The organism is Sphingomonas sp. H160509 (genome assembly GCF_024124765.2).
Taxonomy (GTDB): Bacteria; Pseudomonadota; Alphaproteobacteria; order Sphingomonadales; family Sphingomonadaceae; genus Sphingomonas.
Genome location: NZ_JAMXSR020000002.1, coordinates 3134979 through 3161403, shown reverse-complemented (window position 1 = coordinate 3161403; position 26425 = coordinate 3134979). Strand labels below are relative to the sequence as shown.

The 26425-nt window shown below is 65.8% G+C and carries 15 protein-coding genes, 1 tRNA gene and 6 pseudogenes; 12 read left to right on the top strand and 10 right to left on the bottom strand.

The window, feature by feature from the left end; all coding sequences use genetic code 11:
* Window positions 1–30: 30 nt before the first annotated feature.
* Entirely contained in the window at window positions 31–774 is a 744-nt protein-coding gene (gene rlmB / locus NHF48_RS17335) for a 23S rRNA (guanosine(2251)-2'-O)-methyltransferase RlmB (RefSeq protein WP_056055070.1), read from the bottom strand.
* A gap of 162 nt (window positions 775–936) precedes the next feature.
* Between rlmB and NHF48_RS17330 the strand changes: the two genes are divergently transcribed.
* From NHF48_RS17330 to NHF48_RS17300, 7 genes and pseudogenes are all read left to right on the top strand, one after another.
* Window positions 937–1023, top strand: a tRNA-Tyr gene (locus tag NHF48_RS17330).
* A gap of 185 nt (window positions 1024–1208) precedes the next feature.
* Window positions 1209–3606, top strand: a pseudogene (locus NHF48_RS17325) (glycogen/starch/alpha-glucan phosphorylase).
* A pseudogene (glgB, locus tag NHF48_RS17320) lies at window positions 3603–5765 on the top strand (1,4-alpha-glucan branching protein GlgB). The pseudogenes NHF48_RS17325 and glgB overlap by 4 nt, the downstream one beginning before the upstream one ends.
* 126 nt (window positions 5766–5891) lie before the next feature.
* A pseudogene (glgC, locus tag NHF48_RS17315) lies at window positions 5892–7116 on the top strand (glucose-1-phosphate adenylyltransferase).
* Between the two features lie 147 nt (window positions 7117–7263).
* Window positions 7264–8712: pseudogene (gene glgA, locus NHF48_RS17310) on the top strand (glycogen synthase GlgA).
* Window positions 8709–10347: pseudogene (locus tag NHF48_RS17305) on the top strand (alpha-D-glucose phosphate-specific phosphoglucomutase). The pseudogenes glgA and NHF48_RS17305 overlap by 4 nt, the downstream one beginning before the upstream one ends.
* Window position 10348: 1 nt before the next feature.
* Window positions 10349–11186, top strand: a pseudogene (locus NHF48_RS17300) (HpcH/HpaI aldolase/citrate lyase family protein).
* Window positions 11187–11399: 213 nt separating this feature from the next.
* On the opposite strand, the gene NHF48_RS17295 reads toward NHF48_RS17300, so the two are convergent.
* The 5 genes from NHF48_RS17295 to NHF48_RS17275 all read right to left on the bottom strand — a co-directional run bounded on the left by NHF48_RS17295 (window position 11400) and on the right by NHF48_RS17275 (window position 15345).
* Window positions 11400–11690 carry a hypothetical protein gene (locus tag NHF48_RS17295; RefSeq protein WP_056061052.1) on the bottom strand — a complete coding sequence of 97 codons (291 nt, stop codon included), beginning with the start codon at window positions 11688–11690 and terminating at the stop codon, window positions 11400–11402.
* Window positions 11691–11772: 82 nt separating this feature from the next.
* Window positions 11773–12354, bottom strand: a complete 582-nt coding sequence (locus NHF48_RS17290; protein ID WP_056061054.1) for an ABC-type transport auxiliary lipoprotein family protein — start codon at window positions 12352–12354, stop codon at window positions 11773–11775.
* Between the two features lie 8 nt (window positions 12355–12362).
* Window positions 12363–13328: an MlaD family protein gene (locus NHF48_RS17285; protein WP_056484780.1), complete on the bottom strand. Its 966-nt coding sequence runs from the start codon at window positions 13326–13328 to the stop codon at window positions 12363–12365.
* The gene (locus NHF48_RS17280) at window positions 13328–14236 is read right to left on the bottom strand and encodes an ABC transporter ATP-binding protein (protein ID WP_056484782.1); all 909 of its coding nucleotides are present in this window, start codon (window positions 14234–14236) and stop codon (window positions 13328–13330) included. Before NHF48_RS17280 ends, NHF48_RS17285 begins: the two co-directional genes overlap by 1 nt.
* Entirely contained in the window at window positions 14236–15345 is a 1110-nt protein-coding gene (locus NHF48_RS17275) for an ABC transporter permease (protein ID WP_253071805.1), read from the bottom strand. Before NHF48_RS17275 ends, NHF48_RS17280 begins: the two co-directional genes overlap by 1 nt.
* A gap of 62 nt (window positions 15346–15407) precedes the next feature.
* Here NHF48_RS17275 and NHF48_RS17270 point away from each other — a divergent pair, with 62 nt between their 5' ends.
* From NHF48_RS17270 to NHF48_RS17255, 4 genes are all read left to right on the top strand, one after another.
* Window positions 15408–16112 (top strand): HAD family hydrolase, encoded by a 705-nt coding sequence (locus NHF48_RS17270; protein WP_253071804.1) that lies wholly within the window; start codon window positions 15408–15410, stop codon window positions 16110–16112.
* A 675-nt stretch (window positions 16113–16787) separates the two neighbouring features.
* Entirely contained in the window at window positions 16788–17096 is a 309-nt protein-coding gene (locus NHF48_RS17265) for a hypothetical protein (RefSeq protein ID WP_253071803.1), read from the top strand.
* Between the two features lie 89 nt (window positions 17097–17185).
* The gene (locus NHF48_RS17260; protein WP_253071802.1) at window positions 17186–17440 is read left to right on the top strand and encodes a hypothetical protein; all 255 of its coding nucleotides are present in this window, start codon (window positions 17186–17188) and stop codon (window positions 17438–17440) included.
* A 298-nt stretch (window positions 17441–17738) separates the two neighbouring features.
* Window positions 17739–17969 (top strand): hypothetical protein, encoded by a 231-nt coding sequence (locus tag NHF48_RS17255; RefSeq protein ID WP_263816918.1) that lies wholly within the window; start codon window positions 17739–17741, stop codon window positions 17967–17969.
* Window positions 17970–18773: 804 nt separating this feature from the next.
* Here the strand turns inward: NHF48_RS17255 and NHF48_RS17250 are convergent.
* From NHF48_RS17250 to NHF48_RS17240, 3 genes are all read right to left on the bottom strand, one after another.
* On the bottom strand, window positions 18774–20042 hold the full coding sequence (locus tag NHF48_RS17250; RefSeq protein ID WP_253071800.1) for a DUF445 domain-containing protein: 1269 nt from the start codon (window positions 20040–20042) through the stop codon (window positions 18774–18776).
* A gap of 457 nt (window positions 20043–20499) precedes the next feature.
* Entirely contained in the window at window positions 20500–23721 is a 3222-nt protein-coding gene (locus NHF48_RS17245; RefSeq protein WP_253071799.1) for an efflux RND transporter permease subunit, read from the bottom strand.
* A 4-nt stretch (window positions 23722–23725) separates the two neighbouring features.
* Window positions 23726–24916, bottom strand: coding sequence for an efflux RND transporter periplasmic adaptor subunit (locus NHF48_RS17240; RefSeq protein WP_253071798.1), 1191 nt, complete (start codon window positions 24914–24916; stop codon window positions 23726–23728).
* Between the two features lie 246 nt (window positions 24917–25162).
* Here NHF48_RS17240 and NHF48_RS17235 point away from each other — a divergent pair, with 246 nt between their 5' ends.
* Complete coding sequence (locus NHF48_RS17235; protein ID WP_253071797.1) at window positions 25163–25897, top strand: SIMPL domain-containing protein; 735 nt, start codon at window positions 25163–25165, stop codon at window positions 25895–25897.
* Between the two features lie 239 nt (window positions 25898–26136).
* On the opposite strand, the gene NHF48_RS17230 is transcribed toward NHF48_RS17235, so the two are convergent.
* Window positions 26137–26394 (bottom strand): GlsB/YeaQ/YmgE family stress response membrane protein, encoded by a 258-nt coding sequence (locus NHF48_RS17230; RefSeq protein ID WP_056484797.1) that lies wholly within the window; start codon window positions 26392–26394, stop codon window positions 26137–26139.
* Between the last annotated feature and the right edge of the window lie 31 nt (window positions 26395–26425).

Below are 26425 nucleotides of genomic sequence, written 5' to 3'. Positions count from 1 at the left end.
TCCCTCTCCCCGTAGGGGCGAGGGAGTGATTTACCGCGTGGTGATGGCGTACAACGCGATCGCCGCCGCGTTCGATACGTTCAGGCTCTCCACCTTCTCCGAGATCGGCAGTTTCGCCAGCTCGTCGCAATGCTGCTCGGTATTCTGCCGCATGCCCTCGCCCTCGGCGCCGAGCACGATCGCGATTCGCTGCGTCCCCATTGCTTCCGACAGCGTCTGCGTCGCATGGCCGGTCAGCCCGATCCGCCAGAACCCCGCCGCCGCAATCTCCTCCAGAGCACGCGCCAGGTTCACCACCCGGATCCAGGGCACACTCTCAAGCGCACCCGAAGCAGCCCGCGCGATCGTCCCCGACTCCGGCGGCGCATTCCGGTCCGGCGTAATGATCCCCAGCGCATCGAACGCCGCCGCCGAGCGCAGAATCGCACCGACGTTATGCGGATCGGTTACGCCGTCGAGGATCACCAGCGGGCGGTTGTCGTCCTTGCCATGCTCGAGCAGGTCGGCCAGCCACATGTCTTCGAGCGGCTCGACCTCGATCACCACGCCTTGGTGCGGCGCATCGCCCGGCACCAGCCGCGCCAGATCCATCGCCTCGGCATAGGTCACCGGCACGTCGGCCGGCAGGTCGAACCCGGCGAGCGCCTCGCGCGTGCCGAGGATTTTGCGCACCGTGCGCTCCGGATTGGCGAGCGCCGCGCCCACCGCGTGCTTGCCCCAGAAGCGGGGGCGGCCTGCCGGTGCCTTGCTCGGCCTGTGTCCCTTGCGTGCCATATTCGCTCTCTATCGTGTCTGTGTATGCCGCGTCCTTGTCGGCATTCCCGCTCCCGCGGCAACTATGAACCACGAAACTTCGCAAAACCTGCGTTGACACACCGAGCGCGCTTCGCCATTGAGCCGCCTCGCTTGAAAGAGCGGCGCTTGCAAAAGCGGCCTGGACAGGTGGCCGAGTGGTTAAAGGCAGCAGACTGTAAATCTGCCGGAGTTTCTCCTACGTAGGTTCGAACCCTACCCTGTCCACCACCGCCCCAGCGCGGTGATGGATCATCCCAAATTCAAAGCATTGATCGACAACCTTCTTTTCCATCACGGGAAGGAAGTCCGCGTGACATCGGCTCGCGGGAGGCTAGGATCGCCGCGACCGTAACGATTTCGGAAACCGCGTGACCTCAGATCCTGCCGTACAGCCGCCCGTTCAAGCACCCGTCATCCAGGATCTGGCCGACTCGATCCTCGACACGCTGGTCCACCGCATCGGCAAGGATGCGCAGGCCGCCCGCCCCCACGACTGGCTTGCCGCCACGATCCTGACGGTCCGCAACGACATCGTCGAACGCTGGATGGCGTCGACCAAGGCGGCGCACGCGGCCGGCGCCAAGCGCGTCTATTATCTCAGCCTCGAATTCCTGATCGGCCGGCTGCTGCGCGACGCGGTGACCAACCTCCAGCGCAACGACGAAGTCACGCAGGCGCTGAAGCTCCACGGCGTCGACCTCGCCGAACTCGAGGAAATCGAGCCCGACGCGGCGCTCGGCAATGGCGGCCTCGGCCGGCTCGCCGCGTGCTTCATGGAGAGCATGGCGAGCCTAGCGCTGCCGGCTTACGGCTACGGCATCCGCTACGTGAACGGCATGTTCCGCCAGCGAATTGACGACGGCTGGCAGGTCGAGATGCCCGAGAACTGGCTCGCGCACGGTAACCCCTGGGAGTTCGAACGCCGCGAGAGCGCGTATTTCGTCGGCTTCGGCGGCGAAGTGACGGTCGCAGATAACGGTCAGGTCCATTGGAGTCCCTCCGAGGCGGTCGAGGCGACGGCCGTCGATACCCCTGTGGTCGGCTGGCGCGGCAAGCACGTCAACACGCTCCGCCTCTGGACTGCCAGCGCGTTCGATCCGATCAAGCTCGACCGCTTCAACGCCGGCGATTTCTCGGGCGCGCTTGCCGATCAGACGCGCGCCGAGACACTTACCCGCGTCCTCTACCCCAACGACTCAACCGCCGCCGGCCAGGAACTCCGCCTCCGCCAGGAGTATTTCTTCTCGTCCGCGTCGATTCAGGACATCGTCCGTCGCCACATCCAGTATTTCGGCGACATCCGCACGCTACCCGACAAGGCCGCCATCCAGCTCAACGACACGCATCCTGCGGTGTCGGTCGCCGAACTCATGCGGCTGCTGATCGACCACCACGAATTCGCGTTCGACGAGGCGTGGAAGATCACGCGCGCCACCTTCGGCTATACCAACCACACGCTGTTGCCCGAGGCCTTGGAGAGCTGGCCGCTGCCGTTGTTCGAGCGCCTGCTCCCGCGGCACATGCAGATCGTCTACGCGATCAACGCCAAGCTGTTGCGGGAAGCCCGTGGCACGGACGGCATAGATGATCGCGCGATCGCCGCGATCAGCCTGATCGACGAGGGCGGCGAGCGGCGCGTGCGGATGGCGAACCTCGCCTTTGCCGGGTCGCACAGCGTCAACGGCGTCGCCGCGCTCCACACGCAGCTGATGAAGAAGACGGTCTTCGCCGATCTGCACAAGCTCTACCCGACGCGGATCAACAACAAGACGAACGGCATCACGCCGCGCCGCTGGCTCCAGCAGTGCAACCCCGGCCTGACCGCGCTGATCCGCGATGCGATCGGCGACGGCTTCCTCGACGATGCCGAAAAGCTCGTCGATCTGGATGTTTTTTGCCGACGATTCCGGTTTCAGGGAGCGCTTTTCGAGCGTGAAGCGTTCGAACAAGGTGGCACTGGCAAATCACATCAAGGAGACGATGGGGCTCCGCGTCGATCCCGACGCGATGTTCGACGTCCAGATCAAGCGCATCCACGAGTATAAGCGCCAGTTGCTCAACATCATCGAGACGGTCGCGCTCTACGACCAGATCCGCAGTCACCCCGAACGCGACTGGACGCCCCGCGTGAAGCTGTTCGCGGGCAAGGCGGCGTCGAGCTATCACAACGCCAAACTCGTCATCAAACTGGCAAACGACGTCGCGCGCCGGATCAACGCGGACCCTTCCGTCGGTGGCCTGCTCAAGGTGGCCTTCCTGCCCAATTACAATGTGTCGCTGGCGGAGAAGATCATCCCCGCCGCCGACCTCAGCGAACAGATCTCGACCGCCGGCCTCGAAGCGTCGGGCACCGGCAACATGAAGTTCGCGATGAACGGCGCGCTGACGATCGGCACGCTCGACGGCGCGAATATCGAGATCAAGGACCGCGTCGGCGACGACAACATCTTCATCTTCGGCATGACCGCGGACGAGGTCGAGGCGAAGCGCGCCAACGGTTATGATCCGCGCAGCGTCATCGATGGCTCGAACGAACTGCGCCAGGCGGTATCCGCGATCGCGTCCGGCGTGTTCTCGCCCGACGACAAGACGCGCTACGCCGGGCTGATGGGCGGGTTGTACGAGGGTGACTGGTTTATGCTCGCCGCCGATTTCGACAGCTATGCCACTGCTCAGCGCGCCGTCGACACGCGCTGGAACGACCGCGACGCTTGGGTCGCCTCGACCGTCCGCAACGTCGCGCGCGTCGGCTGGTTCTCGTCCGATCGCACGATCCGCGAATATGCGCGCGAGATCTGGACGGTCATGTGAAGCCACCCGAAGGCGCCATCGTTGCCCTCCTTGAAGGGCGTCACGACGATCCGTTCTCGCTGCTCGGCGTCCACAGCGGCCCGACCGGCGTGTTCGCGCGTGTCTGGCTGCCCGGCGCGGACACGGCGGAGGCGCATGCGCTCGACGGCACCGCGCTCGGCACGCTCCCCGCATCGACGATCGCGGCCTGTTCGAGGGTCCGATCGACGGCACGCAACAGCCGGTGAAATACCACGCGGAGGCGGGCGACACCTCGTGGTGGGTCACCGACCCCTATAGCTTCGGTCCCGTACTCGGCCCGATCGACGACCTGCTGATGGCGGAGGGCACGCACCGCCGCCTCCACGACAAGATGGGCGCGCACCTGATCCAGCACGAGGGCGCACACGGCGTCCACTTCGCGCTCTGGGCCCCCAATGCGCAGCGCGTCTCGGTCGTCGGCGACTTCAACGACTGGGACGGCCGCCGCCACGCGATGCGCAAGCGCGGCGACGTCGGCGTGTGGGAGATCTTCATCCCCGACATCGCCGAATACCGCGCCTACAAGTTCGAGATCGTCGGCCCCGACGGCCAGTTGCAGCCGCTCAAGGCCGACCCGTTCGCCTTCGCGGCCGAACTCCGCCCCCGCCAACGCCTCGATCACGCGGAAACTCGCGCACGACTGGGCCGACACCGATCACCGCAAGCATTGGGCCTCGGTCGATCCGCGCCGCGTACCGATCAGCATCTACGAGGTGCACGCGGGATCGTGGGACCGTGACGCCGACGGCTGGTTCCTCACCTGGGACGCACTCGCCGACCGCCTGATCCCGTACGTGGTCGAGATGGGCTTCACGCACATCGAATTCCTGCCGATCAGCGAACACCCGTACGACCCGAGCTGGGGCTACCAGACCACCGGTCTCTACGCGCCGTCCGCGCGCTTCGGCGACGTCGATGGCTTCGCGCGGTTCGTCGATGGCGCGCATCTCGCCGGGATCGGCGTGCTGCTCGACTGGGTCCCCGCGCATTTCCCGACCGACGCGTTCGGGCTCGCCAAGTTCGACGGCACCGCGCTCTACGAACACGAGGATCCGCGGCTCGGCTTCCACCCCGACTGGAACACCGCGATCTACAATTTCGGGCGGCGCGAAGTGACGTCGTTCCTCGTCAACAACGCGCTGTTCTGGGCCGAGCGCTATCATATCGACGGCCTACGCGTGGATGCGGTCGCGTCGATGCTGTACCGCGATTATTCGCGCAAGGCCGGCGAATGGATCCCCAACGAGCAGGGCGGTCGCGAGAATTGGGAGGCCGTCGCTTGCTTGCGCGACATGAACCGCGAGATCTACGGCCAGCATCCCGGCGTCTTCACGATCGCCGAGGAGTCGACCTCCTGGCCGGGCGTCTCCGCGCCGGTGAGCGACGACGGTAAGAGCGGTGGGCTCGGGTTCGGGTTCAAGTGGAACATGGGCTTCATGCACGACACGCTCCAGTACATGGCGCGCGATCCGCTGCACCGGAAGCACCACCACGGCGAGATCAATTTCGGGCTCGTCTACGCGTTCAGCGAGAATTTCGTCCTGCCCTTGAGCCATGACGAGGTCGTCCACGGCAAGGGCTCGCTGCTGACCAAGATGCCGGGCGACGACTGGCAGCAATTCGCCAACCTGCGCGCCTATTACGCGTTCATGTGGGGCTACCCCGGCAAGAAGCTGCTCTTCATGGGCCAGGAGTTCGCGCAGCGTCGCGAATGGTCGGAAGCGCGCGCGCTCGACTGGGACCTGCGCAACGCGCGCAGCCACGAAGGCATGCGCAACCTCGTCCGCGACCTCAACACCGTCTACCGCGAGAAGCCGGCGTTGCACGCGCGCGACTGCGAGGCGGAAGGGTTCGAATGGCTGGTCGCGGACGACGCCGCCAATTCGGTGTTCGCCTGGTTGCGCAAGGCGCCCGGCGCAAAGCCGATCGCGATCGTCGCCAACATGACGCCGATCGCCCGCGCGCCCTACCGCGTGCCGCTGCCGCTCGACGGCCGCTGGTGCGAGATCATCAACAGCGACGCGCACGACTATTGGGGCAGCGGGCTCGGCAATCTCGGCGGCGTCGTCGCGAAGGACGGCGCGGCCTGGGTCACCCTGCCCCCGCTCGCGACGATCATGCTCGAATACGAAGGCTGATCGAGTTCGAAGACCGATCCGGCGCAACGACGGAACAACCGGCGGGTGACGGCGCGTTATACTGCTGAATATTAGGGAGAGACGGACATGGTGGAACGGCGGGGACAGCCATTGGCGCGCGACGCGATGGCGTATGTGCTGGCCGGCGGCCGCGGCAGTCGCCTGATGGAGCTGACCGATACGCGCGCCAAACCCGCGGTGTATTTCGGCGGCAAGGCGCGGATCATCGATTTCGCGCTGTCCAACGCGATCAACTCGGGCATCCGCCGGATCGGCGTCGCGACGCAGTACAAGGCGCATTCGCTGATCCGCCATCTCCAGAGCGGCTGGAACTTCCTGCGTTCGGAACGCAACGAGAGCTTCGACATCCTGCCCGCGTCGCAGCGCATCAGCGAATTCCAATGGTACGAGGGGCACCGCCGACGCGGTCTACCAGAACATCGACATCATCGAGAGCCACGCGCCCGAATACATGGTCATCCTGGCCGGCGACCACATCTACAAGATGGATTACGAGCTGATCCTGCAACAGCATTGCGAGACCGGCGCGGACGTCACCATCGCCTGCCTCGAAGTGCCGCGGATGGAGGCGGTCGGGTTCGGCGTGATGGCCGTGGATGAGCACGACAACGTCACCGCGTTCGTCGAGAAGCCCGCCGATCCGCCCGCGATCCCCGGCAACCCGGACATCGCGCTGGCATCGATGGGGATCTACGTCTTCACGACCAAGCTGCTGTTCGAGGAGCTTCGTCGCGACGCCGCAACCCCCGGATCGTCGCGCGACTTCGGCAAAGATATCATCCCGTACCTCGTGAAAAACGGCAAGGCGGTCGCGCATCGCTTCTCGGACAGCTGCGTCCGCTCGGGGCTCGAGGTCGAGGCCTATTGGCGCGATGTCGGCACGGTCGACGCCTATTGGGAGGCGAACATCGACCTCACCGACGTGGTGCCCAAGCTCGACCTCTACGACCGCAGCTGGCCACTCTGGACCTATTCGGAGGTCACGCCTCCCGCAAAGTTCGTCCACGCCGACGACGGTCGCCGCGGCGAGGCCGTGTCGTCGCTGGTGTCCGGCGATTGCATCATCTCCGGTTCCTCGATCCACCGCAGCCTGATCTTCACCGGGACGCGTGCGCATAGCTACTCGATGCTGGATCAAGCGGTGATCCTCCCGCACTGCGTGATCGGCCGCGGCGCGCGGTTGTCGAAGGTGGTCGTCGATCGCGGCGTCGAAATCCCCGACGGCCTGATCGTAGGCGAGGACGCAGAATCCGACGCCCAACGCTTCCGCCGCACCGACAACGGCGTGGTGCTGGTAACCAAATCCATGATCGACCGGCTAATCGCGTGATGACCAACGCAAATCCTCCCCGGCACGGGGAGGGGGACCATGCATCGCATGGTGGAGGGGGGCTTCCACAAGCGGTACGTCGGCGGCGAGCCCCTCCACCATTCGCCAGTGGCGAACGGTCCCCCTCCCCGTGCCGGGGAGGATTTGATGCGCGTCCTCTCCGTCGCCTCCGAAGCCTACCCACTCATAAAAACCGGCGGTCTCGCAGACGTCGTCGGCGCGCTCCCGGCCGCGCTCGCGCCGCATGACGTGGCGCTGACCACGTTCCTCCCCGGCTACCCAGCCCTCGCCGCCGTCACCAAGCGCGCCAAAGTCGTCCACCGCTACACCGACCTGCTCGGCACCGAAGCCCGCATCCTCAAGACAAAAATCGGCGACCACCCGCTGCTGGTCCTCGACGCCCCCGCGTTGTTCGCCCGAGGCGGCGGCCCGTACGGCGACGCGACCGGCGCGGACTGGTCCGACAACTGGCGCCGCTTCGCCGCGTTCAGCCGCGCCGCCGCCGACCTCGCCTCGGGCACGGTCCCCGGCTACGCGTTCGACATCCTCCACGCGCACGACTGGCAGGCGGCGATGGCCCCCCGCCTATCTCCGCTACGCCCCCGGCCCCGGCGCCCCCGCCAAGACGGTCGTCACGATCCACAACATCGCGTTCCAGGGCCGCTACGGCCACGACATCTTCGCCGACCTCGCGCTCCCCCGACGAAGCCTTCGCGCTCGACGGCGTCGAATATTACGGCGGCGTCGGTTTCCTGAAAGCCGGTCTCGAAGCCGCCGACGCGATCACCACCGTCAGCCCGACCTACGCCGCCGAAATCCGCCGCGGCGAATTCGGCATGGGCCTCGAAGGCCTGATCAACGACCGCGCCGGACGCGTCACCGGGATCGTCAACGGCATCGACCCCGCCGTCTGGAACCCGGAGACCGACGCGTCCCTCCCCCGCCCGCTACACCGCGCGCGCGCTCGCCCGCCGCCGCACCAACAAGCGCGCGGTCGAAACCCTGTTCGGCCTCGACACCGGCGACGGCCCGATCTTCACCGTCATCAGCCGCCTCACCTGGCAGAAGGGCATGGACGTCCTCGCCGGCGCCCTCGACGAACTCGTCGCGCTCGGCGGCCGTCTTGCGCTGCTCGGCTCGGGCGACACCGCCCTGGAACTCGCTTTCCTCGCCGCCGCCGAACGCCACCCCGGCCGGATCGGCGTCCGCATCGGCTATGACGAGCCCGTCTCGCACCTGCTCCAAGGCGGTGCCGACGCGATCCTGATACCGTCGCGGTTCGAACCCTGCGGCCTGACGCAGCTTTACGGCCTTGCTTACGGCTGCATTCCTGTCGTCGCGCGCACCGGGGGCCTCGCCGACACCGTGATCGACGCCAACGAAGCCGCGATCGCCGCGGGCGTCGCCACCGGCGTCCAGCACGACGGCGTCACGCCCGAAGCGCTCAGCCACGCGCTACGCCGAACGATGGCCCTCTATGCACGCCCCGATCGCTGGTCCATGTTGCAGCGCAACGCGATGCGCGCGGACTTCTCGTGGGACGAGAGCGGCCGGCGCTACGCAGACCTTTACGCAAGCCTGACGGGGACCGCATGATCCGCACCGTATCGACCACGCCGTATACCGATCAGAAGCCCGGCACCTCAGGGCTGCGCAAGAAGGTGAAAGTCTTCCAGCAGCCGAACTACGCCGAGAATTTCGTCCAGAGCGTGTTCGACGTGGTGGCGGACAAGACCGGCGCGACCCTGGTCATCGGCGGCGACGGTCGTTTTCTCAACCGCGAGGTCATCCAAGTCGCGATCCGCATGGCGGCGGCCAACGGCTTCGGCCGCGTCATCGTCGGTCGCGGCGGCATCCTCTCGACCCCGGCGGCCAGCCACATGATCCGCAAGCGTGGCGCGATCGGCGGGCTGGTCCTCTCGGCAAGCCACAACCCCGGTGGTCCCGACGAGGATTTCGGGATCAAGTACAACATCGCCAACGGCGGCCCCGCCCCTGAGTCCGTGACCGACGCGATCAACGCGCGCACGCTCGAGATCGACCGCTGGCTGACCGTCGACGCCGACGACATCGACCTCGACACCGACGGCGAAGTCACGGTCGGCGATATGCCCGTCGAGGTCGTCGACCCGGTCGAGGATTACGCCGCGCTCATGGAGACGCTGTTCGATTTCGACGCGATCCGCGCCGCAAAACTGACGATGGCGTTCGACGCGATGAGCGCGGTCACCGGGCCGTACGCCACCGAAATCCTCGAACGCCGCCTCGGCTTCGCGCCCGGCACCGTCCGCAACGGCGAGCCCCTTCCCGATTTCGGTGGCCACCACCCCGACCCCAACCTCGTCCACGCACACGCTTTGTACGAGACGATGATGGCACCCGACGCACCCGATTTCGGCGCAGCCTCGGACGGCGATGGCGACCGAAACCTGATCATCGGCAAGCACCGCTTCATCACCCCCCTCGGACAGCCTCGCGATGCTCGCCGCGAACGCTCACCTCGCGCCGGGCTACGCAGGCGGTCTCAAGGGTATCGCCCGCTCGATGCCGACCAGCGCCGCCGCCGACCGCGTGGCCGAAGCGCTCGGCATTCCCGCCTACGAAACCCCGACCGGCTGGAAGTTCTTCGGCAACCTGCTCGACGCCGGCATGGCGACGATCTGCGGCGAGGAGAGCGCCGGTACCGGGTCCGACCATGTCCGCGAGAAAGACGGCCTGTGGGCGGTCCTCCTCTGGCTCAACATCCTCGCCGTCCGCGGTGAAAGCGTCGACACGATCGCCCGCGATCACTGGTCAAAGTTCGGCCGCAACTATTACGCGCGCCACGATTACGAAGGCGTCGATACCCCGCGCGCCGACGCCCTGATGGCCGCCCTGCGCTCCAGCCTCGCCACCCTCCCCGGCCAGCAGTTCGGCGACCTGACCGTCAAGACCGCGGACGAGTTCGCCTATACCGACCCGACCGACGGCTCGATCAGCCGCAACCAGGGCGTCCGCATCCTGTTCGAGGGTGGCAGCCGCGTCGTGTTCCGCCTGTCGGGCACCGGCACCACCGGCGCGACCTTGCGCGTATACCTCGAACGCTACGAACCCGTCGGCGGCGACCTGGACCGCGACACAGGCGAAATGCTCGCCAGCATCGTCGCCGCCGCGGAAACGATCGCGGGTATCGCGCAGCACACCGGCCGCACCGCCCCCCGACGTCGTCACCTGATGCGCGACGGCCGATAGCATGACGACCAGACGCCGCCGCAGCGCGCTCTACATGCCCGCCTCGAACGCCCGCGCGATCGCCAAGGCGCGGACGCTCGCGTGCGACGTCGTCATCCTCGACCTGGAAGACGCCGTCGCGCCCGACGAGAAGGCCGCAACCCGTGACCGCGTGGTCGAGGCGATCCGCGAAGGCGGCTTCGGCGAGCGCGAACTCGTGGTCAGGGTCAACGGCCTCGACACCCCCTGGTATGCCGACGACATCGCCGCGATTCGCGCGATAGGCGTAGCAGCGGTGCTCGTTCCCAAGGTCTCATCAGTCGCCGACCTGCTCGCGGTCCGCGCATCGCTCGGCGAGGACGGCCCCCCGATCTGGGCAATGATCGAGACATGCGCCGCGATCTTGGAACTCCCCGCCCTCTCCGCAGCAGCAGCCGAAACGCGCCTCACCGCGCTGATCGCCGGCACCAACGACCTTGCAAAGGAGATGCGCTGCCGCCTCGGCGCCGATCGCATGCCGCTGATCCCTGCGCTCACCGCAACGATCATGGCCGCCCGCGCCGCCGGGATCGTCGCGCTCGACGGCGTCTGCAACGCCCTCGACGACCCGCCCCGCTTCGCCGCCGAGTGCGCGCAAGGCGCGACGCTCGGGTTCGACGGCAAGACGCTGATCCACCCCCTCCCAGATCGATGCGGCCAACGCCGGTTTTGGCCCCAGCGAGGAGGAGTTGGCATGGGCGCGCCAGGTCGTGGCAGCGTTCCAGGATCCCGAAAATGCTGACAAAGGCGCGATCCGCCTGGATGGCCAGATGGTCGAGCGTCTCCATTTGGCTGAAGCGGAAGCGATGCTAGCCCTCTAAATCCCTCTCCCCTTGAGAGAAAGGCAGAGGCACGACTGCATCTAGCCAAAGCAGAAGCCTCTCTCGCCGACTGAAACTTCGACAAGCACAGTCGGAAACACCGTCCGTCATCCTGACGAAAGTCAGGATCCAGAGCCATGAAGCGCACCGCAAGTAACTCTGTACCCTGACTTTCGTCAGGATGACGGACCGCTTCGATGACGTCCTGCGGCTTTACCCCGCCTTCTTCCGCCGGGTCTCCCAACCCTTCTTCGCAGCCGCAGACTTCGCCGCCGCGCTACGCCCAGCCGCCTGCTTCCCGCCCTCATGCGAAGACGCATGCGTATCAGGCTTGCCGCGACCCGAGCCGGACAGGTTACCCCCGCCAGAATCCTTGTTCACCGCAGCCCAGGCCCGCGCCTCGGCTTCCTTCTCGGGAACGCCGCGCTCTTCATAGCCGTCCGCGATATGCGCGGCCTTGCGCTTCTGCTTGTCGGTGTACGCGCTCTTGTCGCCCTGTGGCATCGTCGCTCTCCTCGTCAGAGAGCGTCAACGCTCAGGTCGACGCCGCGTTCAGAACGAAGGGGCGTTCAGAACGAAGGGGCGTTCACCGACCGATCCAGTCCGCCACCTGCGTCGCGACCTGGTTCGCCGCCTGGTTGATCCCGGCCGCAGCCGAGGGCGCGTCGATCGCCGAGACCGGCACGCGCGCTTCGAAGCGATGCTTCTCGACGGTCGTCTTGCCGACGCGGGTAAGCGACGCATCGAACGTCACGACCGCCTCGCGCGTCGTCGCATCGAGACCGAACGACCGCAGCTCGCCACCGAGCAACCCGCCGGGATCGCCGACCGACTGCGCCGTCGACAGCACGACCAGCCCGGTGCGCGCCGCAACCGTATCCGACACCAGCCGCGAGAACAGCCGCGCCGGGGGCTCGGCCCACTGCGCGTCGGTCACGTACGCGATCGAAGTCGGCGTCGCCTGCACCGGCACGCGCGCGGTCGCCAGCGACTGCGGTACGACCGGGACCTGGATCGTGATCGACTTCGCGGTCGCCGAATCCTGGTTCTGGCCGACCGGCACCGACGATGCGCTCGTCAGCGTCAGCAATGTGGGCGGCGGTTTCGCGCCGAAGCTGATGCACCCGGCAAGTGGCAGCATCGCGATCAGGATGAGCGGTGTCTTCATGGCGTGCCTCACTTACCCTTGTAATCCGGGAGCTTCTGCTGCCCGATCAGCGAACTTGCTCCCTGCTGGTCGACCTTCTCGGCGACCGACGACAGCGCTGCGGCGGTCGTGCGGAGGTCGCGGACCAGACGGTTGGCCTCGGGGATCGTCGTCTTGGAGAAGGCCTGCAAGCCTGGTCGTGCATCGCCGATCGCGGCGTTGAGCGTTTCAGCGCTCTGCTGTGCGGAGGTGATCGCCTTGTTCAGGTTCGCCATTGCCGGCTTCACGTCCTCGGACAGCACGCCGTTGGTGGTCTTGGCGAGCACGCCGAACTGCTGCGCGGCATCGCCGGCCTGCTGGATCGCAACCCGCGTCTGCGCAAGCGTCGCGGCGATCTCAGGCCCACGATCGGCGAGTGCATCGGTCAGGCGATTGGTGTTCTCGAGGATACCCGCGATCGATGCCTGGTTACGGTCGGTCAGCAAGCCGGTGAGGCGCTCGGTCAGCGTCGACAGACGCTCGAGCAACTGCGGTGCCGAGTTCAGGATAGCGCCCAGGCCACCGAGCTTGGTCGGGATCACCGGCACGCCGTACGGGCATTCGGTCGGCGTCTTCGTGTCGGGGCAGCCGATCGCCGGCGCACCCTTGCGTGCGCCATCGAGCGAGATCTGGCTGACGCCCGTGAAGCCGACGCCCGAGATCGACGCGGTCGTGCCCTGCAGCACCGGCGTCTCGTCGTTGACGCTGATCCGGACGCGGACGAACTGCGGATCGTTCTTCCACAGCGAGATCGTCTTCACCTGACCCGACGGCACGCCGGAGAACACCACGGCCGAGCCGCGCGCGAGCCCGTCGACCGACTGGCGGAAGAAGATGTCGTATTCCTTCTCTTCCTTGCCGCCGATCCGCGCGATCCACACGGTGAACAGCGCCAGCAGGGCCAGCAGGATCAGCACGACGGCGCCGACTAGGACGTGGTTCGAACGGGTTTCCATCAGCGCGTCCTTGCTTCTTTCTCGGCGTATGTCGCGTCGGCGTCGTCCGGCGCGGACTGCTTGGACTGGACTTCGGTAGGGTGTCGGGCAGCTTGCTCGTCGGCGCGCTCGTGCGCCTCCTGAGTCGCGACCGCGGCACGGCCGCGTGGCCCCTTGAAATATTCTTCGATCCACGGGTGATCGAGTGCGATCAGCTCGTCGATCGTCCCGACCGCGATGACCTTCTTGTCGGCCAGCACCGCGACGCGGTCGCAGATCGCGTACAGCGTATCGAGATCGTGCGTGATCAGGAACACCGTCAGCCCCAGCGTCTTCTGCAACGACTGCGTCAGCCCGTCGAACGCCGCCGCACCGATCGGATCGAGCCCCGCGGTCGGCTCGTCGAGGAACAGCAATTCGGGATCGAGCGCCAGCGCACGGGCAAGACCCGCACGCTTCTTCATGCCACCCGACAGCTCGGCGGGAAACTTGTTCGCGGCGTCAGCGGGCAGGCCCGTCATCACCACCTTGTACGACGCGATCTCCGCGAGCAGCGCCGGCGACAGGTCCGGATAGAATTCGCGCAACGGCACTTCGACGTTCTCGGCCACGGTCAGCGTCGAGAACAACGCGCCACCCTGGAACAGCACGCCCCAGCGCTTGCGGATCTCGGTCGCCTCGGTTTCCTCGCGGCCGATATTGGGCTCGCCGAACACCGTGATCTCGCCCGCGACCGGCGTCTGCAGGCCGATGATCGAGCGCATCAGCACCGACTTGCCGGTACCCGACCCGCCGACCACGCCAAGGATCTCGCCGCGTCGCACGTCGAGGTCCAGCCCCTCGTGCACCACCGAATCGCCGAACGCGTTCTTCAGCCCCTTCACGGAGATGATGAAATCGTCTGTCTTGTTGTCCGTCTTGCGGGGCATCAGTCCCAACCCAACCAGGTGAAGAACACCGCGAAGAACGCGTCGAGCACGATCACCAGGAAGATGCCCTGGACCACCGCCGAGGTGGTGCGCAGCCCGACCTGCTCGGCGTCCGATTCGACCTGCATGCCCTGGAAACAGCCCGCGATCGCGATGATCGCGCCGAACACCGGCGCCTTGATCAGCGAGATATACAGATCGGTGATCGGCACGACTTCGCGGATGCGCGCGATGAACGTCACTGGCGGAATGCCGAGTTGCACCCAGCACAGCAGCCCACCGCCGATGATCGCGATGATCGACGCATAGAAGCCGAGCAGAGGCATCATCACGATCGCGGCCAGCACGCGGGGCAGCACCAGCGCCTCCATCGGCGACACGCCGATCGTCCGCATCGCGTCGATCTCTTCGGTGAGCTTCATCGTGCCCAACTGCGCCGCGAACGCCGAGCCCGAGCGCCCCGCGACCATGATCGCAGTCATCAACAGGCCGAGTTCGCGGATCGTGAGGCGGCCGACGAGGTTGATCGTGAACACTTCCGCGCCGAACTGCCGCAGCTGGACCGCGCCCTGTTGCGCGATGACCATGCCGATCAGGAAGCTCATCAGCCCGACGATGCCGAGCGCGGCGACGCCGACGACCTCGAACCGCTGGACCACGGCGTTGAACCGGAAACGGCGCGGGTGGCGGATGACGCTGCCGAACGCGATCGTCGTCGCGCCGAGAAACCCGAGCAGGCCGAGCATCGTCTTGCCCGACAGCACGACCGCGTCGCCGATCTCGCCGACCACGCGGGAGAGCGCGCCGACCTTCACCGGCCTGGCGGCAACCGGCTGGTCGGAGGCGACGACCTGGTCGAACAACGCCTGGTCGTTCTCGTCGAGCCCATCGATCGTCGCATCGTTGCGCGCCGCGAACCGGTGGACGACCCACGCGCCGATCGTGTCGATCCGGTCGACGCCGCTGAGGTCGACATGCTTCACCGAAGCCGCGTCGATCGCCTCGAGCCGATCGGGCAGATTGCCGATCTTCGCGAGCGACAGATCGCCGGTAAAGCGAAGCGTGCCGGTATCGGCACCGTCCTGCTGGAAATCGGCCATCGCGCTCATCGGGGGCACCTTTGCGGCAAAGTGACTGGATCGGCAAGATGAATGCGGCGTAAGCGACGACGATGATCGAAAAGCCCTCCGCCTCCCCGTCCGTCCGTCTCGCGATCTACGACATGGACAAGACGATCACGCACGCACCGACCTGGACGCCGTTCCTGCTCCACACCGCGAAGAAAGGCGGCGCACCGTGGCGGCTGGCGCTGGTCCCGTTCGCCGGAGTCGCAGCACTCGGCTATGTCGGCAAGCTGATCAGCCGCGGCCGGCTCAAATACCTGATGCAGCGGATGATGCTCGGCAAGCGCATGACGCCGGCCGAAGAACGCCGGGCAGCCGAAGCCTTCGCCGACCGCGTCATGCGCGACGGCGTCTTCACCAGCGCCCGTGCGCAGATCGAGGCCGACCGCGCCGCCGGCTACCGGCTGGTCATGGCGACCGCGTCATACCGGTTCTACGTCGAGGCGATCGCGCGGCGACTGGGCTTCGACGCGGTGATCGGCACCGAGAGCCTGCGCGACCGCGACGGCGTCCTGCTCGCCGGCATCGAAGGCGAGAATTGCTACGGCCCGGCAAAACTGCGGATGATCCAGGCCTGGATGGACCGCGAAGGCATCGCCCGAGACGGCGCGCACGTCCGCTTCTATTCCGACCATGTATCCGATGCACCGACCTTCGAGTGGGCCGACGAACCCTTCGCGGTGAATGCGCATGGGCCGCTGCGGCTGTTGGCGAAGGCTAAGGGCTGGCCAATGCCGGATTGGGAACGGTAGCTTCGTTGCGCGACAAGTGCCCAGTTAACTAGTTTGGTCCGTAACTATCGCCCAGTTGCGGACATTCCCAATGTCCGCCAGTCTCAAAAACATGAGGTGGATCGCACTCACATACCTGCTTACTCTGGCTTCCTGTCATCAGGCCGTCCCTCGCCTCGCAAGCTGTGTCGAGGCGCGCGACCCAAAACTTATCGTGCAGCGATGCTACGGGGGTGATCTAAGGGAAGGACCGATATGTCGGCCACACTATATGCTTCCCGTTTGGACCGTCCCAACGCTTGACGGGAATTTGGCATGTGGAACTGGAAGGTTCGTACTTCGCGCTTTCATCTGAAGGCAAGCAGACGAGGGATGTGTGGCTACAGGTCCCTAACCCGCCCCGGTCTGCGGTCGCATCGATGCAGGGTGATACGCCTCGCGACTTTGCTATTACAATTGATGGTCGCCGCTCACTCTGTCCTGCCAGGTTTGGCCATATGGGAATGTCGCCGAACGAAGTTATAGCCGATAAGATGATCTCGATCGTCCCGGCAACTTCGTCGCGATCGATCCGAAGGCTACTGCCGCTCCAAAGCGGCCATTCCGCTTTCGCCCAAACTACGTCATTGAGGCCCAATCTGCCGATACCCGAAACCGGTCATTGCTTAATAGTCTGCAACCGTGGGACGGAGGGACATGGCCGAACCCTCAACCCTTACCGCCAACCGCGTTCGCTACTTCCACCAGAACGACGAGGCTCTATTCTTTGCATGGCTCGACCGGATGGAAGTTGTTTTAGGCTATGAAGGCCGCGGCGATGGACTGCACATCCGACTTGCCCGCCACCCGAATGACGAGGACCTTCGCGAACTGCTCGCTTTCCACCAACGTTATGCCATCGACATGCGCCAGCTTGCCGCGTTCAAAGCGCCGGGGAATGCGGATTGGTTCGCCACACCGGGAATGTATTGGCACCAGTCGGTGTTCGGTTCGGCGTCGGCTTGAACCGCCCAAAGCCGGACGTCGCTGGCTTGGTTCCCGACGCTAACAGCGGACATTGCTAAAGCGTATGCGTTAGGGCAGCTTCCTGGGGCATGACCGATGCCCGCACCTTCCTAATCAAATCCCTTCGGCGTGTTATCGATGGCGGCGACGTGACGAACGACGAGCTTGACGCTGCCAGCGCCGATCCTGCAGCGTTGCGAGGGATTGAGCGTAAAGCGTGGCATGGCCTGAGCTATTGGGCTGACGACGATGACATCCGAGCAAAGGACCCGGCGTATGCGCCAGCACGCCGGATACAGCTCGCTGACTTGTTGATCGACATGGAACGCGAGAAGGACAGCTAACGCCCCAATTGCAGACCTTCGCTTACCGCTCTAGGCTGTGCCTATGCGCTGGATAATTGCTTTCGTCCTCGGGGCATTGCTCGCCTTCGCCGTTCAAGCTGCTACCGGGTTTCCCGAGAGTGTGCTGGTCCCTGTTGCCCTTAGTTTTGGATACGGTTTCGCCAGCTTACTTGGTTCCGAACGGCTCCGCCTGTGGTGGAATGGAAAAGCCTAACAGCGAACGGCGGCTATCCTTCCCATTTCGGCCATTTCGCTATCGCCCACTTGCGGACGTTCGATCAAGCCTTAGACCACGTTCATGGTCACAGTGCGCTTCTCGAACGAAACTGATGGAGCGATTGAATTTATGGTGGAACCGTGGGGGGCGGTCGAGCCGATCCCGGCAGGCGCGAGGTTCGCCATCCACTACAGTCCGCACGTTGATCGAGAAGACACGTCCTACACAGAGTATCATGCCGGGATGATCCGCTTTTGGGTCGAGGGCAGCGATTATGAGGTCGACATTGACGGGAAGCCCGTTCCGACCTGACGTCCGCCTACGCCCAAAACCGGACGTTGCTGGTTTGGTTTGCCGATCCCAATAGCGGACATCAACTGCGTCCGGTCTCACCTTTACAAGTCAACCTTATCGATTTTTCCAGCCAGCGGCAGCGATGAGCCAAAACAGCATCCCACCGGCTGCGCCAAAAAGCGCAATTTGGCCGATGGAGGTTAGGTTGGTGAGCCACCCATATGGGGTCAACGATCCGTGCAATATGGTGGCGCGCCCACCGATGCTGGCGCTGTCGAGTGGGCTCAGTAACGAAAGGATGAGCCACGGCAAGGCGGCCACGACAGCCCCGGTTAGGGGAGCAATTGAGCAATGTAGCCTCAAAACGTTGGCGCAGGATAAAGAACGCCGGTACGCCTAGGATCACAGTCGCCGGATATGCTCCGACAACGGCGAACACTAGGGCGCTGCGCCAAATCCTCTCTAGTGGATCGCTGATCCCGTCATAGGCTGGCATCAAGATGGCCATCACCAATGCCGCGACACCGGGAACAATGAAAAAGGCCGCGATTATGCGCCAAATTGGCGGATAAGAGCGCTCATGTCTGACAGTATACATAACGGACAGCTTAGCGCTTCACTGTCAATTTTCTATGCTTTCATCTCCGAAGCGGACCGTCCGCTATCCTTCTCAACTCAGACATTCGATGTCGACAGGCCGTCCCATCTCGATATGTTTCAGAGCGGACCTCTCTAGGTCTTACTTCACCCAGACAGCCGCACCCTACCGGGTGGTAATGCTGCCTCCCGCGTGAGATCAAACTGATCACACGCCCTTCCCCGTCACAGCAGCACATCGACGCTGTGGATCACCAGGCCGACCAGCCCGCCGACGATCGTCCCGTTCACGCGGATATATTGCAGGTCGCGGCCGACGGCGTTTTCCAGGCGGCGGGTGATCGTGTCGGCGTCCCAGCTGCGGACCGTTTCCGAGACCAGCTTGACGATCCCGTCGCCATAGTCCGCCGCCGCGCCGACCGCCGCGCGCCGCACGAACCGGTTGATCGTCCGCGACATGCGCGGATCGTGCTGCAACGTCTCGCCGAGTTGGCGCAGGATGTCGCCGAGCTTGCCCGCCATCGCCCGCTCGGGGTCGCGCGCGATCGCCAGAAGCGCGCCGCGCGCCTGCTCCCACAGCCCGTCGAGCCAGCGCTGCATCGCCGGATTATCGAGCAGGTCATTCTTTATCGTCTCGACGCGCTCGCGCATCCGGCGGTCATATTGCAGGTCCCAGGCGAGCCGATCGAGCCCCTCCTCCGCCTTCAAGCGCAGCGGATGCTCGGGGTCCTCCGCCATCTCCGCGAGCAGCTTGTCGAAGCCGCTGATGAGCTTGTCCGCGACCGTCGTGTCGAGCCCGGTCCAGCGCAGGATCGAGCCGGCCTTGTCGTGGACCATCGCGCGGACGAGGTGGTCGTTCGCGGCCAGCGTCTTGGCCGCCCAGCGGATCGCGCTTTCGAGCAACGGCGCGTGGCGGCGCTCGGCGATCGCGGCCTTCAGCAACTGGCCTAGGATCGGCGACACCTCCGTCGCGCGCAGGCGGGCGCCGATCCCGGCCTTGACCATCCCGCCGAGCCGCGCCGGATCGAGCCCTTCCAGCACCTGAGCGACCAGCTTCGACGCGCCTTGGCGAAAGCGCCCCCCTGCCCCCTCGGGTGGATCGGTCAGCCAGCGGGCGATCGCGCCCGCCACGTCGAGCCGGCGGGTTCGCCTGGCGATGACGACGGGGATCAGGAAATTCGCGCGGAGGAACTGCGCGAGCGTGTCGCCGATCCGGTCTTTGTTGCGCGGCACGATGGCTGTGTGCGGGATCGGCAGGCCGAGCGGATGGCGGAACAGCGCGGTCACCGCGAACCAGTCCGCGAGGCCGCCGACCATCGCCGCCTCGGCGAACGCGCGGACGAACGCGAAGGCGGGGTGGACGGGGACGAGCGCGCGGCTGACGAAGAACGTCGCGGCCATGAACACGAGCAGCCCGGTCGCGACGATCCGCATGCGGACGAGGGCGGGCGGCGTTGCTTCGCTCGCCGGGCGCGTGCGGATTGAAACTGTCATGCCCGAAACAATCCCCCAGCGCGGGGATAGTTCACGACCGCCGCCGACGATCCGGCTTTCGCCCGGCGAGCGCTCGATTCAGGTGCGCTCGGCTGGTGGAATTTGGCCACCCCCCGCGCGTGATTGGCTGGGTCCCGAGCGGTCCGTGCTCGACTGCCACCCGGCTCCCGACCGATACCGGCCTGACCGGTCCACGCTCAACCGCCGCGTGTGTGATTCGCCCGTGCTCGACCAGACGGCTCGCGCTGGTGACCTTCGTGCCGTATTCCTCGACGCCAGGCAGACGCGCGATGCTTCTGACCCGCCCGCGCTCGATTGGCCCATGCTCGACCGGCCCGCACTCAACCGACCCATGCTCGACCCCACGGCCCGTGCAGGCGCCGTTCGTGCCGCATTCGACGACGCCCCGCCATCACGCGGAACTCCGACGTCGCTCAACACGAGGGGCGCGATGGCGTCACTCGGCTGGCTGTGTGCCATCGCCGAGCTTGGGGGTTGCCGGTCCGAGCCGTGGCCCCGACGGTCCGGCGAGCCCGATGACTTCGCTGCCGTCGTCGCCGGGGCGATAGGTGAGCAGGCTGCGGCCGAGGCGTGGGCCGATGTACCGCTCGATCCCGACCGCGAGGCTGAACGCCGCGGGGACGATCAACAGCGTCAGGATGGTCGACAGGACGAGCCCGCCGATCACGACGATGCCCATCGGTGCGCGCCACGATCCGTCGCCGCCGAGCGACAGCGCGGTCGGGATCATGCCCGCGACCATCGCCACCGTGGTCATCACGATCGGCTGCGCGCGCTTGTGCCCGGCATCGACCACCGCGGTCCAGACATCGACGCCCTTGCCCATCTCCTCCAGCGCGAAGTCGATCAGCAGGATCGAGTTCTTCGCGACGATGCCGAGCAGCATCAGGATACCGATGAACACCGGCATCGATACCGGGTTGCCCGTCGCCCACAGCGCGATCAACCCGCCCAGCGGCGCCAGCAACAGCGACCCCATGTTGACGAACGGCGGCAGCGCGCGACGATACAGCAGCACCAGCACCGCGAACACCAGGAACGTCCCCGCGATCACCGCCAGGATGAAGTTGTTGATCATCTCGGCCTGGAACTTGGACTGTCCGAGCACGAGTTTGTTCACGCCAGTGGGCAGGTTCGCCATCGTCGGCAGCGCGTCGATCTGCTTCTGCGCGACGCCCGAGACGATACCGGGCGCGAGATCGGCGCCGATCGTCAGCTGACGTTGTTGATTGACGCGGTCGATCTTGGTCGGGCCCGAGCCGAGCGTGATCTCGGCGACCAGGTTTAGCGGCACAGAGCCACCCGAGGCGGTCGAGACCGGCAGGTTCTGGATCGTCGAAAGCTCGCTACGCGCGCCTTGGTCGAGTGCCACGCGGATCGGGATCTGGCGATCGGACAACGAGAACCGCGCCGAGTTCTGGTCGATGTCGCCGAGCGTCGCGATTCGGATCGCTGATGACAGCGCCTGCGTCGTCACGCCGAGATTTGCGGCGAGATCGAAGCGCGGCTTGATAACGATTTCCGGGCGCTGCATGTTGCCGGCGACACGCGGCGCGACCAGCGTCGGCAGGCGCGACATCTCGGTCACGATCTTCTGCGCGGTCGCATCGAGCAGCTTGGGATCGTCGCCACCCAGCGTCACGCTCATGTCGCGCGTGCTGCCGCCCCAGCCATTCTGCGACCGGAACGAGACGCGCGCATCGGGGATCGCCGCAAGCTGGGGTGCGAGGCTGCGCTCGAACTCCGTGCTCTTCATCCTGCGGTCGTCTTTCAGTGTCGCGGTGACCCGGCCGGCATTGACCGAACCGTTGGCGCCGCTGCGCGCGTAGACGGACTGGACGTCGGGCTGCGATCCGATCAGCGCCGCGACCTTGGTCACCACGGCTTCGGTCTGCGCCAGCGTCGTGCCCGGCACCATGTCGATCACCGCCATCGACGTGTCGTTGTCCTGCGCCGGCTGGAACGTCATCGGCAGGACCGCGAACATCACGATCGTCATGAGGAACGCGAACAGGCCGAGCCCGAGCACCCAGAAGCGGTGATCGCGGAAGCGGCTGGTCAAGCGGTGGAAGCCGCCACGGGCGGCCGAGGCCTTCGCCTTGCCGGTCTCCAGCGTCCACTTCAGCGTTGCCATATAGCCGTCCATCAGGACGCCCTCGCCGTGCACGGCGGGGCCGGCGGACTTCAGGAAATACGCCGCGAGCATCGGCGTGACGAGACGCGCGACCGCAAGGCTCATCAGCACCGAGGCGACCACCGTCAGGCCGAAATTCTTGAAGAACTGCCCCGAGATACCCGGCATCAGGCCGACCGGCAGGAACACCGCGACGATCGCCATCGTCGTCGCCAGCACGGCGAGACCGATCTCGTCGGCGGCGTCGATCGAGGCCTGATAGGCGGACTTGCCCATCCGCATGTGGCGGACGATGTTCTCGATCTCGACGATCGCGTCGTCGACCAGCACGCCCGCGACGAGGCTGAGCGCGAGCAGCGTCATCTGGTTCAGGTTGAAGCCGAGCAGGTCCATGAACCAGAAGGCCGGGATCGCCGACAGCGGGATCGCGAGCGACGAGATCACCGTCGCACGCCAGTCGCGCAGGAACAGGAACACCACGATCACCGCGAGCACCGCGCCCTCGATCATCGCGTGGATCGCGCTCTCATACTGCATCTCGGTGTATTTGACGCTGTTCGAGCGCAGCACGAAATGCACGTTCGGATTGCGCTTTTCCATCGCCGCGAGCTTCTTCACCGCCTCGTTGAAGACGGTGACGTCGGACGATCCCTTGGAACGCTGGAAATCGAAGCTGATCGTCTGGCGGCCGTCGATCGCGGCACGGCTGCGCTGTTCGGCGTAGAGATCGCGAACCTGTGCGATGTCAGCCAGCCGTACCGTACGGCCGTTGCCAACGCTGATCTGGGTCTGCGCGAGTGCGACCGCGTCCTTCGCGTTGCCGAGCACGCGGACCGACTGTTCGGACCCGGCGATCTCGGCACGGCCACCCGCCGCGTTCAGATTGACCTGGCGGAGCTGGGCGTTGACCTGGCTCGCGGTCAGCCCCTGGCTTTGCAGCTTGAGCGGATCGAGGATGATGCGGATTTCGCGACTGACGCCGCCGTTGCGGTTGACCGCGGCCATGCCCGGGACCGACAGCAATTCCTTCGCAACGTTGTTGTCGATGTACCAGCTGAGCTGTTCGACCGTCATGTCCTTGGCGATCACGGAATAGCTGGCGAGATCGTTGTCGGTGGTGTTCGCGCGGAACACCTGCGGCTCGAGGATACCCTCGGGCAGGTCGCTGCGGATCTGCGCGATCGCGTCGCGGACGTCGGTGACGGCGCGGTCGATCGGCGTACCGATGCTGAGCTGGACGACGGTCTGCGACTGGCCCTCGGTGACGGTCGAGGTGATCTCGTCGATGCCCTGGAGCGATCGAACTGCCGCCTCGACGCGCTGCGTGACCTGCGTCTCGAGTTCGGTCGGCGCGGCACCCGGCTGGTTGATGACGACGATCGCGATCGGGAAATCGATGTCCGGATCGTTGTTCACGTCCATCCGCATGAAGCTGACGATGCCCGCCAGGGTCAGCGCGATGAACAGCACGATCGGCGGCACCGGGTTGCGGATCGCCCAGGCCGAGATGTTGCGAAAGTTCATGAGCTCAGCTCGCTTTCTTCGTGACCGGCTTCACCTTCTGCCCGGGCGCCAGGAACCCGCCTGCAGACAACACTACTCGCTCGGTTCCATCGAGTCCGCTGAGAATCGTCACGCCCGCATCGGAGACCTGACCGATCTTGATATCGCGGCGAACGGCCTTGTTATCGGCGCCGATGATATAGACGAAGCTGCCCTTCTCGTCGCTCTGCAGCGCCGAATCGGGGAGCAACGGTGCCTGGGTCGCACCGCCGACGATCGTCGCCGCGGCGAAACCACCCGGCCGCAGCGCAGGGTCGTACTTGACCGCAATTCGCGCGATGCCCTGGCGGCTCTGGGGGTCGATCACCGGCGAGACCTGCCACACCTGGCCCGGGAAGCCCTGAGTCGTGCCGACCGGAACGACGGTCGCACGCGCGCCAGCATGGAGCCCGGCGAGATCAGCTTCGCTCAACTGCGCGCGCATTTCCATCTGGCCGTCCGCGGCCATGCGGAATAGCACGCCGGTACCCGCGCCGACGACCTGGCCCGATTCGACGCCGCGCGTCAGCACGAGGCCGGCGGCGGGCGCGCGAATATCGAGCCGACCGTTGCGCGCACGTGCCTCGCCGAGCGTGGCCTGCGCCACCTTCACGCGCGCGGCGGCGGCGTCGCGGGTCGCAGCCTTGCGCTGGAGATCGGCCTTCGAGATGAAGCCGCGATCGACGAGCTGCTTGGCGCGATCGAGTTCGGCCTGCGCGATCGTTTCGTCGGAGCGGGCGACGCTGACCGAAGCGGCGAGCGAGGCGGCGGTCTCGGTCTGGACCGAACGATCGACCGTCGCGAGCACCTGACCTGCGGCGACCCACTGGCCCGGCTCGACCAGCACGCGCGTGATCATCCCGCCCTCGCCCGCGACGCCCACGGGCATTTCGCGCCGCGCGGCGATCGTGCCGGTCGCGGAAATCGTGCGATCGACGGTCTTGCGCCCCGGTACCATGACCGAGACGGTCGGCACCTGTTCGACGACCGGACCGGCGGCGGCGTCCTTCTTGCCGCCCTTGAACGCGAAGACGGCGGCGACGATCGCCAGCACGACGACGACCGCGATGATGATGTTGCGGCGGCGGTGCGACGGTGCGGTGTAATCGGGGAGCACGAGCTGGTCTTCGGTCTCGCCACCGTCAATCTGGCCGACGGTCTTCGTCTCGTAGTTCATGCGCGTCACAATCCCAATTTCGACCGGTCTTGTCTCGACCCGCTTCGCCATTCACCGGCTGTGTTATATGAATAAGTCACCGTGCTCAAGCCCCTCGACGAGCGCAGGATGCAGACATGCTTCGATTTCGATCTATTCGCAATGAGGTTCGCGGAGTTTGCGCGCTTCGAAGAGTTTGTGCGTCGTTCAGCTTGTGTTGAACCGATCGGCGCGACACGCACGGACAGTTCAACGGGAGACACCATCATGAAGACCGCATCGTTCCTGACCATCCTAGCGAGCGCCACCGCGATTCTTCCCGCCGCTGCCAATGCCCAGGCCGCGCCGACCACGGTCGAGCCGATGGTGCCCGCCGCGGGAACCGTGCTGGACGTGACCGCCGAGGGTCGCACGACACGCGTGCCCGATCTCGCGACGATTCGCGCCGGGGTCGTGTCTCAGTCGCCGACTGCCGCCGCGGCGCTCACCGACAATGCGCAGCGGATGGCCAAGGTGCTGGACGCGCTCAAGCGGGCGGGCGTCGCACCGCGCGACGTCGCCACTTCGAACGTCCAGCTGTCGCCGCAATATCGCTACGCGGACAACCAGCCGCCGGTGATCACGGGGTATCAGGCGACCAACACCGTCTCGATCCGCTTCCGCGACGTCGCCAAGTCTGGGATGATCCTCGACGCGCTGGTGGCGCAGGGCGCGAACCAGATCGACGGGCCGAACCTGACGATCGACAAGCCCGACGCCGCGCTGGACGAGGCACGGACCGACGCGATCGCGCAGGCCAAGCGCCGCGCGGATCTGTATGCCAAGGCGGCGGGGCTGCGCGTGTCGCGGATCGTCTCGATCGCGGAATCGGGCCAGGATACGGGTGGTCCGGCACAACCGATGTTCATGGCGCGTGCGGCGATGGCCAAGGACAGCACGCAGATCGCACCCGGCGAGAAGGACGTGACGGTCACGCTGTCAGTACGCTTCCTGCTGAACTGACCCTCTCCACAATCCTCCCCCGCCAGGGGGAGGTGGCTGGCATTTGCCAGACGGAGGGGGAGGTAAGCGATACGGCTGTTTCGTGCCCTCCCCCCTCCGTCACCTTCGGCGCTACCTCTCCCTGGCGGGGGAGGATACAAAGGCCGGCGGCGGGTCCAGCAAATAATCGCACGCACGAAAAAAGGGCCGCCCGGTTGCCCGGACGGCCCTTCTTCAACTTCGCGTGACGAAGCGAACTCTTAGCGGACGCTACCGCGACGCACGAGGTTCACGATCGCGAGCAGGACGATGGCGCCCAGCAGCGACACGATGAACGAGGTCAGCGTGAGCGGTGCGTTGTTGATCGAGCCACCCGACAGGATCAGGCCACCGATGAACGCGCCGACGATGCCGACGATGATGTTCAGGAAGATGCCCTGCTGCGCGTCGGTGCGCATGATCATGCTAGCGATCCAGCCGATGACGCCGCCGATGATCAGCCAAAGAATGAGACCCATGATATTTTCCCTCCGTTGAACCCGTATCCGG

Excerpts from the sequence above, each read along its gene's own strand:
- rlmB (WP_056055070.1), bottom strand. The coding sequence starts at position 774 with ATGGCACGCAAGGGACACAGGCCGAGCAAGGCACCGGCAGGCCGCCCC.
- NHF48_RS17295 (WP_056061052.1), bottom strand. The coding sequence starts at position 11,690 with ATGCCACAGGGCGACAAGAGCGCGTACACCGACAAGCAGAAGCGCAAG.
- NHF48_RS17290 (WP_056061054.1), bottom strand. The coding sequence starts at position 12,354 with ATGAAGACACCGCTCATCCTGATCGCGATGCTGCCACTTGCCGGGTGC.
- NHF48_RS17285 (WP_056484780.1), bottom strand. The coding sequence starts at position 13,328 with ATGGAAACCCGTTCGAACCACGTCCTAGTCGGCGCCGTCGTGCTGATC.
- NHF48_RS17280 (WP_056484782.1), bottom strand. The coding sequence starts at position 14,236 with ATGCCCCGCAAGACGGACAACAAGACAGACGATTTCATCATCTCCGTG.
- NHF48_RS17275 (WP_253071805.1), bottom strand. The coding sequence starts at position 15,345 with ATGAGCGCGATGGCCGATTTCCAGCAGGACGGTGCCGATACCGGCACG.
- NHF48_RS17270 (WP_253071804.1), top strand. The coding sequence starts at position 15,408 with ATGATCGAAAAGCCCTCCGCCTCCCCGTCCGTCCGTCTCGCGATCTAC.
- NHF48_RS17265 (WP_253071803.1), top strand. The coding sequence starts at position 16,788 with ATGGCCGAACCCTCAACCCTTACCGCCAACCGCGTTCGCTACTTCCAC.
- NHF48_RS17260 (WP_253071802.1), top strand. The coding sequence starts at position 17,186 with ATGACCGATGCCCGCACCTTCCTAATCAAATCCCTTCGGCGTGTTATC.
- NHF48_RS17255 (WP_263816918.1), top strand. The coding sequence starts at position 17,739 with ATGGTCACAGTGCGCTTCTCGAACGAAACTGATGGAGCGATTGAATTT.
- NHF48_RS17250 (WP_253071800.1), bottom strand. The coding sequence starts at position 20,042 with ATGACAGTTTCAATCCGCACGCGCCCGGCGAGCGAAGCAACGCCGCCC.
- NHF48_RS17245 (WP_253071799.1), bottom strand. The coding sequence starts at position 23,721 with ATGAACTTTCGCAACATCTCGGCCTGGGCGATCCGCAACCCGGTGCCG.
- NHF48_RS17240 (WP_253071798.1), bottom strand. The coding sequence starts at position 24,916 with ATGAACTACGAGACGAAGACCGTCGGCCAGATTGACGGTGGCGAGACC.
- NHF48_RS17235 (WP_253071797.1), top strand. The coding sequence starts at position 25,163 with ATGAAGACCGCATCGTTCCTGACCATCCTAGCGAGCGCCACCGCGATT.
- NHF48_RS17230 (WP_056484797.1), bottom strand. The coding sequence starts at position 26,394 with ATGGGTCTCATTCTTTGGCTGATCATCGGCGGCGTCATCGGCTGGATC.